The 12,328-nt window shown below is 61.9% G+C and carries 9 protein-coding genes and 1 tRNA gene; 7 read left to right on the forward strand and 3 right to left on the reverse strand.

Going from position 1 to position 12,328, the window contains the following annotated elements; genetic code table 11:
- The first annotated feature begins 115 nt into the window (after positions 1-115).
- Positions 116-2,407 carry a sodium-translocating pyrophosphatase gene (locus EH165_RS02285; RefSeq protein ID WP_124797845.1) on the forward strand — a complete coding sequence of 764 codons (2,292 nt, stop codon included), beginning with the start codon at positions 116-118 and terminating at the stop codon, positions 2,405-2,407.
- Positions 2,408-2,492: 85 nt separating this feature from the next.
- On the opposite strand, the gene EH165_RS02290 is transcribed toward EH165_RS02285, so the two are convergent.
- The gene (locus EH165_RS02290; RefSeq protein WP_124797846.1) at positions 2,493-3,203 is read right to left on the reverse strand and encodes a VIT1/CCC1 transporter family protein; all 711 of its coding nucleotides are present in this window, start codon (positions 3,201-3,203) and stop codon (positions 2,493-2,495) included.
- 243 nt (positions 3,204-3,446) lie between these two features.
- Here EH165_RS02290 and EH165_RS02295 point away from each other — a divergent pair, with 243 nt between their 5' ends.
- The 5 genes from EH165_RS02295 to EH165_RS02315 all read left to right on the forward strand — a co-directional run bounded on the left by EH165_RS02295 (position 3,447) and on the right by EH165_RS02315 (position 10,406).
- Complete coding sequence (locus tag EH165_RS02295) at positions 3,447-4,031, forward strand: hypothetical protein (protein ID WP_124797847.1); 585 nt, start codon at positions 3,447-3,449, stop codon at positions 4,029-4,031.
- 263 nt (positions 4,032-4,294) lie between these two features.
- Positions 4,295-7,102: a type I DNA topoisomerase gene (gene topA, locus EH165_RS02300; protein ID WP_124797848.1), complete on the forward strand. Its 2,808-nt coding sequence runs from the start codon at positions 4,295-4,297 to the stop codon at positions 7,100-7,102.
- A 143-nt stretch (positions 7,103-7,245) separates the two neighbouring features.
- Positions 7,246-8,160, forward strand: coding sequence for a PAT1 family protein (locus tag EH165_RS02305; RefSeq protein WP_124797849.1), 915 nt, complete (start codon positions 7,246-7,248; stop codon positions 8,158-8,160).
- Positions 8,161-8,323: 163 nt separating this feature from the next.
- Positions 8,324-9,520 (forward strand): DNA polymerase III subunit delta', encoded by a 1,197-nt coding sequence (locus EH165_RS02310; protein ID WP_124797850.1) that lies wholly within the window; start codon positions 8,324-8,326, stop codon positions 9,518-9,520.
- Positions 9,521-9,584: 64 nt separating this feature from the next.
- Positions 9,585-10,406, forward strand: coding sequence for a PSP1 domain-containing protein (locus EH165_RS02315; RefSeq protein ID WP_124797851.1), 822 nt, complete (start codon positions 9,585-9,587; stop codon positions 10,404-10,406).
- Here EH165_RS02315 and EH165_RS02320 read toward each other — a convergent pair.
- Positions 10,385-11,602, reverse strand: a complete 1,218-nt coding sequence (locus EH165_RS02320) for a glycosyltransferase 87 family protein (protein WP_164479086.1) — start codon at positions 11,600-11,602, stop codon at positions 10,385-10,387. The two genes, EH165_RS02315 and EH165_RS02320, sit on opposite strands and share 22 nt — an antisense overlap.
- A gap of 75 nt (positions 11,603-11,677) precedes the next feature.
- Between EH165_RS02320 and EH165_RS02325 the strand changes: the two genes are divergently transcribed.
- Positions 11,678-11,753, forward strand: a tRNA-Thr gene (locus EH165_RS02325).
- Positions 11,754-11,805: 52 nt separating this feature from the next.
- Here EH165_RS02325 and EH165_RS02330 read toward each other — a convergent pair.
- Positions 11,806-12,303: a MarR family winged helix-turn-helix transcriptional regulator gene (locus tag EH165_RS02330; RefSeq protein ID WP_124797853.1), complete on the reverse strand. Its 498-nt coding sequence runs from the start codon at positions 12,301-12,303 to the stop codon at positions 11,806-11,808.
- Between the last annotated feature and the right edge of the window lie 25 nt (positions 12,304-12,328).

Consider the following 12,328-nt stretch of genomic DNA (forward strand, 5'->3'; position numbering starts at 1 on the left):
ACAGTGTGCCCAACAGCGCGCAACGATGAGGTGGCGCGCTGCCACTATGTGTCGACCAGCGCCGGTCAGGCTCCTTGAGGGCAGCGGCGGACTTCAAGGCCGGATCAGGAGCCGCATGAGAACCCAGCTCGCAGCAGCAGCAACCAGCGACATCACCATTGACGGCAGCGACAAAGCGATCGTCATCGCCGTCGCCGTAGTCGCACTTATTGCCCTAGCGATAGCCTTCGCACTCCGAGCTGGAGTGCTAGCGGCCGACAAAGGCACAGCCAAGATGCAAGAGATCTCGGAGGCAGTCCAAGAGGGCGCTGCTGCCTATCTTGCCCGCATGTTCAAGACGCTCAGCGTCTTCGTCGTGGTGGTCTTTGGACTACTTTTCCTACTGCCAGGCGAGGCCTCGGAGCGCATCGGCCGGTCCGTCTTCTTCCTCGTAGGTGCGTTGTTCTCGGCGAGCATCGGCTACCTCGGTATGTGGCTCGCGACCCGGGCCAACGTTCGCGTGGCGGCCGCAGCGAACACCACCGGACGCGAAGAGGCGATGAAGATCGCCTTCCGCACCGGCGGGACCGTCGGCCTAGCAACCACTGGCCTCGGCCTTCTCGGCGCGGCCGTCGTTGTACTGGGCTACGGAAGTAGCGCCCCGAAGATCCTCGAAGGCTTCGGCTTCGGCGCCGCCATGCTCGCCATGTTCATGCGAGTTGGCGGTGGGATTTTTACCAAGGCCGCTGACGTCGGAGCGGACCTGGTCGGCAAGGTCGAACAGGGCATTCCCGAGGACGACCCCCGGAATGCTGCGACCATCGCCGACAACGTCGGTGACAATGTGGGCGACTGCGCGGGTATGGCCGCGGACCTTTTCGAGTCCTACGCCGTTACCCTCGTCGCCTCGCTGATCCTTGGTAGCGCCGCTTTCGGCACCAAAGGCCTAATCTTCCCGCTGATCGTTCCCGCTATCGGTGTGCTGACTGCCATCATCGGCGTCTACATCACGAAGGCGCGCGCCGGCGAACCCGGACTCAAGGCGATCAACCGGTCGTTCTACATTTCCGCTGTGATCTCCGCTGTGCTGTGTGGGGTGGCGTCATTCGTCTACCTGCCGACAACGTTTGCTGGTCTGGGGTTGTCGCCCGAGAAGCTCCAAGAGCTTGGCGTTTCAGACGCTGCCAACCCGGCACTTATCGCCATCGTCGCCGTCGTCATCGGTATCGTCCTGGCAGCCGTGATCTTGTGGCTGACCGGGTACTTCACCGATACGAACTTCAAGCCCACCAAGGACATTGGGGAAGCATCCTCCACCGGACCGGCCACCGTTATCCTCGCCGGTATCTCCCTCGGCATGGAGTCCGCCGTCTACACCGCCATGGTGATCGGCGCCGCCGTCTACGGAGCATTTTTGCTCTCCGGTTCGCTGATCGTAGGTCTGTTCGCTATCGCGCTGGCTGGTTGCGGCTTGCTGACGACAGTCGGCGTGATCGTTGCGATGGATACCTTCGGTCCAGTGTCCGACAACGCCCAAGGCGTCGCCGAGATGTCCGGCGAAGTGTCCGAAGAGGGCGCACTGATTCTCACCGAGCTCGATGCGGTGGGTAACACCACCAAGGCCATTACCAAGGGAATCGCTATCGCCACAGCTGTTCTGGCCGCTACTGCTCTCTTCGGTTCGTACTCGGATGCGATCAGGAACGCGCTAGCCGAGGCCGGTGACGTAGCCGGTGACGCAACTGGATTCGTCGTGGCGGTGGTGTCACCGAACGTCCTTGTGGGCGCTCTGCTCGGCGCGGCCGTCGTGTTCATGTTCGCGGGCCTTGCCATCAATGCGGTGTCGCGCGCCGCAGGCGCCGTGGTGTTCGAGGTCCGTCGCCAGTTCCGCGAGATTCCGGGCATTATGGAAGGCACGACCAAGCCCGAATACGGCAAAGTTGTTGACATCGTGACCCGAGACTCGTTGCGCGAGTTGACAACCCCGGGCTTGTTGGCCGTGTTGGCGCCAATCACCGTCGGCTTCGGTTTGGGAGTTGGCCCGCTCGCCGGCTTCCTCGCGGGCACCATCGTCACCGGTACCTTGATGGCGGTCTTCCTGTCCAACTCCGGTGGTGCGTGGGACAACGCCAAGAAGCTGGTAGAGGACGGCAACCACGGCGGCAAGGGCTCTTCGGCGCACGAGGCGACCATCATTGGTGACACCGTCGGTGACCCGTTCAAGGACACTGCTGGCCCCGCGATGAACCCCCTGATCAAGGTGATGAACCTAGTCTCGCTGCTCATCGCTCCTGCAGTGGTCGCCCTCTCCGTGGGTGATAGCGCCAACACCTTCCTTCGCATTCTGGTGGCGTTGCTTGCCTTCGCTGTCATCGTCGTTGCCGTGGTGATCTCGAAGAAGCGAGCCTCGGTACTGCACAACGTCTGACGCGTTACCCACCACCGCACCATAGAAACTGCGCCGGTCGACCCAGAAGTGGGCGACCGGCGCAGTTTTCGGTAGGGAGGTGGAGCTACATGATGAGGCTGCCTGCAAGTGATCCAAGCCCGTACGTAATCACCATCGCCAGCGCTCCGCCGCCCACGTTGCGCAGTAGTGCTGGCGCGAGGGCCGTCCGGCCCAGCACGGAGCTAAACCAGCCGGTGAGCGCCATTGCGACGCCCACGGACACCGCGATCATTGCGGCATTGGCGCCGAGAAGTACCGCGAGCAAGGGGATCATGGCGCCGGTGACGAAGGAAAGGAAGCTCGCAAACGCGGCATGCCACGGATTTGTCAGCTCGTCAGGGTCCAACCCGAGCTCGGCCTCGGCGTGTGCGCGGAACGCATCCTTCGCAGTCAGCTCCACCGCCACCCGGCTGGCGAGCTCGGCAGAAAGCCCCTTGGCTTGGTAGATCTGGGTCAGTTCCTCTAATTCTTGCTCCGGCCATTCGGCCAGCTCGCGTCGTTCTAGCGCGAGCATCGCTTGCTCGCTGGCACGTTGGGTCGCAACAGACACGTACTCACCTACGCCCATCGACATCGCTCCTGCCAGCAGGCCAACGATGCCAGCGAGCAGCAAGGCCGACCTGTCAGACGTGGCGCCGGCAAACCCGAGAACCAGCGCGGCGGTGGAAACGATCCCGTCATTGGCGCCGAGGACCGAAGCCCGCAGCCAGTTCAGGCGCGAAGAGGAAAAATTGTCGTGTGGCTCCACCCCTGTGGCGCTCAGATTAGTGCTCATGATGACCACTGTGTCGGAACGTGACCTGCCTGTATAGGAAGGTTTGTCTGCCCTTGGAAAGGCTGCGGTAACCGAAAGAAGACCAAAAACTCCATTCGGTGCAGCATCGGGAGTTAGGCAGCGCTCAGCAAACTGCAAAAACTTCACCCGTTTGGGGTAAGGGGCGCTAGGACTGGAGGACTCCACCGAGCTTTCGCAAGCCACCTCGCGGAGATCGGGCCGTCTGGGCGTTAGCGTGAGCGGGTGGCTCAGCTCTCCTTCTACTCAGCCGACGTCAACGAGCCGCAACTTGTCGACCTCGGTGGGATTCTGGCTGCCCACGGGCAGGTGGTCGTGCATGGCTCCAGCGCGCGCCTGTCCATCCTGGTGGCAGATCGGTGGCGGGCCACCGCCTTGCAAGAAGAATGCACGGTGCGCGGCGTTGCGGCAAAGGTGATCGAGGTGGAAGGACCGGCCCCTTTTCTCCTACAGACCGAGAAAGAACCGCAGCTCGCGGGGCTGGCGTCGGCCTGGACAAGAGGAGCTGTCAAGAGCGTTCCGGATGGTCTCATCGCAGACCCAGGGCTGCTGCGATGCTGGGCGATCAGCGCGGGACGCACGTTCTCGCCTGGGTACATCCTGGGGCTTGATCCGCATGCTCCAGATACTCATGACGGCTTGTCCACGGCATGCGCGAAGGCTGGATTAGCGGGTTCGCTGATTGGGGTTCGCGGCGGCGGCCCCGGTGTCCGCATCGTCGGCCATCGGCGATTGGTGCGTCTGGTGGAATACCTTGGACAGCCGCCGGAAGGCGCGCGCGACGCAGATTTCCCGGTGGCCGACTATTAGCTCGGACAGGGGAGTACGGGCATCGCGCAACGCGGCCCCGGACGGGCTGCGACTTGCGCTTACGCCAACTCGTGGCATTCTCACAGCAGATGACACTGAGGTGCTTGGAGTGCAGCGTGAGCTCACTCATAACCCTCACAGCATTAAATGAAACAAGTAACACTGACAACATCGTCGGTATCGAGCCCATCGGGGCGCGTGTACCGGTGGCGCCGGGGACGAGATCGGAATCCGGTTTATATACAAGGAGAACGTGACCGCGGATGGCCGTACGAAAATCAGCTTCCAGCGCTACCGGTGACGGAGGCGTCCGCTTGGTGATCGTGGAGTCCCCCACCAAGGTGAAGTCCATCGCCGGATACCTCGGCGACGGTTACATCGTGGAGGCCTCCGTCGGCCATATCCGAGATCTGCCGCGCGGCGCCGCAGACGTGCCCGCGAAATACAAGGGCGAGCCGTGGGCGCGACTCGGAGTCAATGTCGATAAGGGTTTCGAAGCCCTGTATGTCGTCAGCCCGGAGAAGAAGGCCCAGGTAGCCAAGCTCAAGGCATTGCTGGCTGGCGCCACCGAGTTGTACCTCGCGACCGATGAGGACCGCGAGGGCGAGGCGATTGCCTGGCACCTGTTGGAAACCCTGAACCCCAAAGTCCCGGTCAAGCGGATGGTCTTCAACGAGATCACCCGCAGCGCCATCCAGGAAGCTGCGGCTAATACCCGCGACCTCAACGAACATTTGGTGGACGCCCAAGAAACGCGACGCATCCTCGATAGGCTCTACGGCTACGAGGTTTCCCCCGTCCTGTGGAAAAAGGTGATGCCCAAGCTCTCAGCCGGGCGTGTGCAGTCGGTGGCGACCCGCGTCATCGTGCAGCGTGAACGGGCTCGGATGGCGTTCGTCTCCGGTAGTTATTGGGGCATCGACGCCATGCTTTCCGGCGAAGATCAGGTGTCCAAGGAGACGGCCACCTTCTCCGCGTCTTTGCAGGCAGTCGATGGTCAGCGACTGGCAACGGGTCGGGATTTCGACGAAAATACCGGCAACCTGAAGGACGGGTCCAAGACCCTGCTCCTGAACGAGGCCAACGCGCGTGACCTAGCGACCTCGCTGACGGGAAAAACCGCCACGGTGATCTCGGTGGAGGAAAAGCCTTACACCAGAAAGCCTTACCCGCCATTTATGACGTCGACCTTGCAGCAGGAAGCCGGTCGCAAGCTCGGGTTCAATTCCGAACGCACCATGCGTACCGCGCAGCGTCTGTACGAGTCCGGCTACATCACCTATATGCGAACCGACTCCACCACACTGTCTGTGACGGCGCTGGATGCGGCGCGTTCGCAGGCCCGCGAGCTGTACGGCAACGAATATGTTCCGCCGGAGCCGCGGCAATACACGCGCAAGGTCAAGAACTCTCAAGAAGCTCACGAGGCGATCCGTCCGGCTGGCGAGGTCTTCCAGACCCCCGGTCAGGTCGCTTCCCACGTCGGTTCGGACGAGTTCCGGCTCTACGAGTTGATTTGGCAACGCACTATCGCCTCGCAGATGGTGGACGCCCGCGGTTTGACGTTGACGATCCGCGCCGTCGCTGATGCTGCGGGCCGTGAATGCACCTTCGGTGCCTCGGGTCGCACCATCACCTTCCCGGGATTTTTGCGCGCCTATGTCGAAACAGTGGACGCCGAAGCTGGCGGCGAAGCAGATGACGCAGAGCGGCGTCTGCCGAATCTCGTTCAGGGCCAACAGGTCCAGGCCCGTGAGCTCAACCCTGGTGGGCACACGACCTCGCCGCCCGCCCGGTATACCGAGCCGTCGCTGATCAAGGCGATGGAAGAGATGGGCATCGGACGTCCCTCGACGTACACGTCCATCATCCGCACCATTACCGACCGCGGCTACGTCTGGCGCAAGGGCCAAGCCCTGGTTCCTGCCTGGGTTGCCTTTGCTGTGATCGGTTTGCTGGAACAGCATTTTGCCCGGCTGGTGGACTACGACTTCACCGCTGCCATGGAGGACGAACTCGACAGCATCGCCGGCGGAAGGCTGGGCCGGACCGAATGGCTTTCAACCTTCTACTTCGGCGGCGACGCGGGAGCCGAGGGTTCAGTGGCTCGTTCCGGTGGCCTCAAGAAGCTGGTGGGGGAGAACCTCGAGGAAATCGACGCCCGCGAGGTTAACTCGTTGCCGATCGCGAAATCCCTTGATGGGCGTCAGGTGATGGTCCGCGTCGGCCGTTACGGTCCCTATCTTGAACGTTCGGGTCTGGTCGAAGGGGAGCTCGAGCGAGCCAATTTGCCTGAGGAGCTCGCGCCCGACGAGGTGACACCCGAATTGATCGAGGAGCTCTTTGCCAAGGCCGAAACAGGCGATCGTGAACTGGGTGTCGACCCCGAGGTCAACCGTCCTATTGTTGCCAAGGACGGTCGCTATGGTCCCTACGTCACCGAAGTACTTCCAGAGGACACTCCGACCAAGGGCAAAAACGCCGTAAAGCCGCGTACGGCATCGCTTTTCAAGTCGATGACGGTGGAGAGCGTCACCTTGGAAGAGGCGCTGCGCTTGCTCACACTTCCGCGAGTAGTCGGCGTTGATCCTGAAACGAACGCGGAGATCACCGCGCAGAACGGCCGCTATGGTCCGTATCTGAAGAAGGGAACCGACTCTCGGTCGCTTACCACCGAGGAAGAATTGTTCACTGTCTCGCTCGACGAAGCGCTGGCGATCTACCTGTTGCCCAAGACTCGTGGTCGCACCGCCGCCACCGCCCCGCCGTTGCGCGAGGTGGGGGAGGATCCGGAAACGAAGAAGCCGATGGTGATTAAGGACGGACGATTCGGTCCGTATGTCACCGACGGCGAAACCAACGCTTCCCTGCGTAAAGGCGACGAGGTTGACGAGCTGACGATCGAACGTGCTGCAGAACTGTTGGCCGACCGGCGCGCGAGGGGGCCGGCACCGAAGAAGGCCCCCGCCAAGAAGCCGGCGGCGAAGACGGTCGCAGCAAAGAAGACGGTCGTGAAGAAGACCGTCGTGAAAAAGCCCGCAGCCAAGAAAGCTCCGGCCAGCAAGGCATGAGCTTCGAAGTAGGCGGCGCTGGGCCACCGGTTCGCGCCGTTTCGCGAGCCGGTGGTTAGATTTTGTCGGCCGGCGGCTAATGGGTGGTGCCACATGGTGCACTGGCCCGCGCGGGAGCCGACCGGCAGGCCTAAGATCGATCCATGAAGCCGAGCCCCCACCGCTATTACCTCGATGCGCTTACCGGCGCCGACGGTACTGCGGCGGTGCGTGCGCCGCTCGCGAAGACTCGGGTGTTCCCGGATCCTGCCGCAGTTTCCTCGCCATCGGGTCTTGTTTCTACATCGGTGGATGCGCAGGCAGCTAAGAGTCACGCTGAAGCCGACTCCGCCTTGGTAGGACCAAGGATGACGGCTTCCGTGCCCGCACTCCCTCTTGCTACCGCCAGTGCCGAACAGGTCGCGGCTACCTATCTTGCCCAGCACCCTGCTGTCGTTCCGCGTCCAATTCGTCAGGCGGCTCCGCGGGCCCCCCTGCTGACGTCACAGACTTTTGGGGCAACGCAGATTCCCGTTGTGGCGCAATCGGTTCAGAATCAAGTTCGTCCGCACGCGGCGCCCACCCAGGCCTATCAGAATCAGGTTCGACCGCCAGCTTCGCAGGCGCAGGCCTATCAGAATCAGGTTCGACCGCCAGCTTCGCAGGCGCAGGCCTATCAGAATCAGGTTCGACCGCCAGCTTCGCAGGCGCAGGCCTATCAGAATCAGGTTCGACCGCCAGCTTCGCAGGCGCAGGCCTATCAGAATCAGGTTCGACCGCCAGCTTCGCAGGCCCAGGCGTTCCAAAATCGCGTGGAGCGGGCGGCCCAGGTTTTCCAATCTGCTGCGGCACAGCAGACGGGAGCGTTCTATTCGCCGCAGGCCTCGGCCCCTGCACCGCCCAGTTACGGAAGCCGCGCTCAGTCACGCGCGGCTCGGCCCGCATCACCGGCGCGCACCGGAGCGCGCGGCAAGGGCAGTAATTTTGGCTTCTTCCTGCTCTTGATCATTGGCTTTTTGGTCTTTAGCGGCACGGGGCGCGACATAGTGGAAGAAATCCTGAAGCTGGTGAATCGGTAACTCTGCTGCTAACGAGCTCGGGCTCGGGCACGGATTGTCGGGGTCGGGAAGTACGGTGAGCGATGATCAATTCGAGGTTGGCGGACTCCCATAGCGGCAGTTCATTGCGCGGCGTTTTCGAACAAGTACCGCGGCTTTCTTTCGACTAACAGGGGGTGGGAGCGTGAGCACGGTGCTGGCAGGAGCCTTCGCCTCGGTAGTCGGGCAGGCTGAGGCCGTCGCGACGCTTAGCTTGGCCGTGTCCGCCTCGCATGGTGACGAAGGCGTCCCGAGCTCCGCAATGACGCACGCGTGGTTGATCACTGGCCCGCCGGGCTCGGGTCGTTCCGTGGCCGCTAGGGCCTTCGCTGCGGCGTTGGAATGTCCTGACCGTGGGTGTGGGCAATGCGTGCACTGCCGCACCGTGCGGTCGGGAACACACGGCGATGTTCGGTCTTTCAATCCTGAGGGTCTCACGATCGGTGTCAAGGAGATGCGTGAGGTGGTGAAGCTGTCGGCTCGACGGCCGACCACAGGGCGGTGGCAGATCGTGTTGATTGAGGACGCGGACCGGTTGACGGAGGGAGCGTCAAACGCTCTGCTGAAAGCCGTCGAAGAGCCGTCGCCGCAGACCGTGTTTTTGTTGTGTGCTCCGTCAACGCATCCTGACGATATTTCGGTGACGATTCGATCCCGCTGCCGTGTCGTGAACCTGGTGACGCCTAGCGTGGCGGCGATAGCGAACGTCCTTGCGCGACGGGATGGGATCGACGCCGAACAGGCACTGTGGGCAGCCTCCGTTTGTGGTGGCCACATTGGCCGGGCCCGGAGGCTGGCAACGGACGAGCAGGCGCGGGAGAAGCGGACCGCTGTTTTGCAGATTCCTGCGGAGCTGCGAACAATCGGCGATGTTTATGTGGCCGCGGCAAAGCTGGTGGACTCTGCCAAGGCCGAAGCAAAATCAGCATCACTGGAGCGAGACGACGCCGAGATGGAAGCGTTGAAGATGGCCCTGGGCGCCGGTGGTACCGGAAAAGGGGCCGTAGGGGCTGCTCGCGGGACGGCCGGCGTACTCAAGGATCTAGAGCGCAAGCAGAAGTTGCGTGCTACGAGGACACAACGTGATGTCGTAGATCGCGCATTGATTGATCTGTCGGGTTTTTATCGCGATGTAATCGCGCTTGCCTTCGCCCGCAACGGCCCCGTCACATTGATCAATCCGGATATCCGCGCCGATCTGGAGATCGCCGCTGGCCGGATCAAAGCCGAAGGGGCATTGCGCCGATTGGATGCCATCCTTGCCTGCCGGGAATCAATCGAGCGCAGCGTCAAACTGGAGATCGCCGCTGAGGCATTGATGATGCGGCTGTTGACCGGTTGACTCTGGGCGGGCCCCGGGATGTCGCGGCTAGGAATCAGGGCGTGGTAGCGCGTACGGTCTGAGCATGGGAATGCTGTGCGCCGTCGTGTTCACGAAGAACGGCCAACTTTTCTACGCCAATCCGGGGGAGATGAAACTCGCCGTTGGCGACTACGTTCTCTACCCGACCGAGCAAGGTCCGGTGGCAGCGACCGTTCTGTGGGCGCCGGAATACTCGTCGGAAGACACGGATGGCTTCCCGGTTCTGCAAGGCATGGCGACGAAAGCCGACACCGAGCAGGTTGAGGATTTGCGCAAAGTCAAAGCGCGCACTTTGGTTGCCACTCGACGACTCGTCCGCGCCCATAATCTCGCGATGAAGATTCTGGCGGTCGACCCGCAACCAAGCAACAAGAAGACGGTGGTGTACTACTCATCGCCCGAGACGGTCGATTTCCGGTCCCTGCTTCGCGACCTTTCGTCGACCCTGCACACCAGGATCGAGCTTCGGCAGATCACCGATCGTGATGCGGTGCGGGTGACCGGCACCGTTGGTTCGTGCGGCCGGGATACCTGCTGCTCCACTTTTCTGCGGGACTACGAGCCCGTCACTCTCGCGATGGCACGCGACCAGGATCTGCCAGCCAACCCGATGAGGATTTCCGGTGCCTGTGGCCGATTGATGTGCTGCCTGAAGTACGAACACCCGCTCTATAGCGACTTCAAGAACACGGCACCGGCTATCGGCGAGACGGTGGATTCGCCGCACGGAGAGGGAATCGTCATAGGGCACAACGTCCTTGACGATTCGGTGGTCCTGAAAATGGGAGCCGACGGGACCAAGGAGGTCTGTTCCAAGGCTTCGGTGTGTGGCGCTCGGAAGGCTTACAACACCCGATCTGTGTGACTGGATGTGGACGACGCCCTTCGCGGGGTGACCGCTAGGTAAACAATCACGGCTACGCAGATCAAGAGATAGCTGTTCGCCAGTAGGGCGGCGCCTATTTTGCTGAACCAGTCGTTCGCAGTAAGTGAGAAGTCTCCGCCCAAGCGGTGTGTGCGCGCCAGCAGAGCAACTGTGATGACGATCGCCACCACCTGTTCCCCGCGTCGCCTGCTGGAGACCAAGAGCACCAGTAGCGGGATCAGCCAGACTAGGTAATGGGTCCAGCTAACGGGGGAGACGACCACCACCAAGAGCCCGATGACACAGGAGCCCGCGAGGTCGCCTCGATTCTGAAAGACCCTGCGGGCGGCCCATAAGCCGGCCAATCCGGCGACGGCCACCAGGACGGGCCATAGCATCTTCTCAGTGTCTGGGCCGAGGAGCCGCAGCATCGCTCCTTGAAGCGATTGGTTGCCGATGACCGCGTTGTTGCCGAGCCCGACGCGTTCGCCTAAGTTCCAGAAGACATCGCCGAAGAATTTACTGGTGGCGTGAGGGGAGAGCGCAGCCGCGACGACAGTGAGCGCTATCGCTCCGGCCGTTGCTATTCCTGCCGCCCGGTACCGCCTGGTGATCAGCAAGTACACGATGAAGATGCCGGGGGTGAGTTTGATCGCGGTGGCGAAACCGATCAACAGTCCCTGAGGCAGGCGGCGAGATGTGCGGCGCCCTGACCCAACCACATCGTAGACACACGCAGCCATCAGCGCGATGTTGATTTGACCAAATCCGAGGTGGTCGGCCACGGGTGCGCTGACCGAGGACAGAGCGACAATCCCGCTGATGGTCAGGCTTTCTTGTGCTCCCGTGAGCGAGGGCGCTGCTACCAGCAGAGCCCGGTGGACGACCCACGCGAGCAGCAGGAGCGTGATTACAGACCACAGATACGGGGTCACCGACCAGGGCACTGCCGCTAGGGGCGCGAAGAACCAGCCAGCTGCGGGTGGGTACGTGAAGGGCAGCCGAGCCAATAATCCGGGTCCGTAGGGATCGATTCCGTGCAGTACGGCCTGGCCAGCTGCCCGGTACACGGCCAGGTCGAGAAACCTGATCACGGACACAGCGGTAAAGATGGTCGCGACAAAAGCGCAGAGCACACCCGTGACCAGCCACCATCGAACTCGGTGCTTATCTGGGGCTGAAGGGGTGTTTGCCATGGCGTGTGCTGACTTTACCGGCCCTGCCAGCGGGGTTTCGAGCATCGACTCTGGGCGGCTAGACTCGAACGCGCTGCCGCTTTAGCTCAGTCGGTAGAGCACTTCACTCGTAATGAAGATGTCAACGGTTCGATTCCGTTAAGCGGCTCCAGCATGGCAAGGCCCCCGTATGGTTCACACCAACGGGGGCTTTGCTATCCCGGCTAATCTGTCGGCCTGGGAGGGGTGTCTTTCTCGCCCTCTGTCTGAGGCTCCATGTGTGCCAACAGTTTTCCGTAGATTCGGCCGAGGTCGGCAAGATCTTTCTCGTCCAAAGCATCAAACATGATGCTGCGCACGGTTTCTGCGTGGTCTGGAGCGACCAGCCGCAGTCGGGTCCAGCCCGCATCGGTAAGGGTAGCGCTTTGGCCTCGGCCGTCACTCGGTGTCGCTTCTCGGCGAATCCAGCCGTAGGACTCTAATTTGGTCACAGCATGTGAGGTGCGAGATTGTGAGGCACGCAGCACGTCTGCGAGCTGATTCATTCTCAAGGAATGGTCCGGGGCTTCGGAGAGCATCGCGAGGATCAAATAATACGCTTGGGGCATTCCGCCATCTCGCTGCATATTTCTCTCGACGCGATCGTTCAACAATCGGGAGATGGCGAGATATTGTCTCCAGACGTGCTGCTGGTCCTGGGTGAGCCACGGGTCCTTTTCCATGACTGGCACCCTATCCCATATTTTG

The sequence above is a fragment of the Nakamurella antarctica genome, from assembly GCF_003860405.1.
GTDB classification, from domain to species: Bacteria; Actinomycetota; Actinomycetes; order Mycobacteriales; family Nakamurellaceae; genus Nakamurella; species Nakamurella antarctica.

Bases quoted from the DNA above. Each gene is read 5' to 3' on its own strand.
- EH165_RS02285 (WP_124797845.1), top strand. From the start codon at position 116: ATGAGAACCCAGCTCGCAGCAGCAGCAACCAGCGACATCACCATTGAC.
- EH165_RS02290 (WP_124797846.1), bottom strand. From the start codon at position 3,203: ATGAGCACTAATCTGAGCGCCACAGGGGTGGAGCCACACGACAATTTT.
- topA (WP_124797848.1), top strand. From the start codon at position 4,295: ATGGCCGTACGAAAATCAGCTTCCAGCGCTACCGGTGACGGAGGCGTC.
- EH165_RS02305 (WP_124797849.1), top strand. From the start codon at position 7,246: ATGAAGCCGAGCCCCCACCGCTATTACCTCGATGCGCTTACCGGCGCC.
- EH165_RS02315 (WP_124797851.1), top strand. From the start codon at position 9,585: ATGGGAATGCTGTGCGCCGTCGTGTTCACGAAGAACGGCCAACTTTTC.
- EH165_RS02320 (WP_164479086.1), bottom strand. From the start codon at position 11,602: ATGGCAAACACCCCTTCAGCCCCAGATAAGCACCGAGTTCGATGGTGG.
- EH165_RS02330 (WP_124797853.1), bottom strand. From the start codon at position 12,303: ATGGAAAAGGACCCGTGGCTCACCCAGGACCAGCAGCACGTCTGGAGA.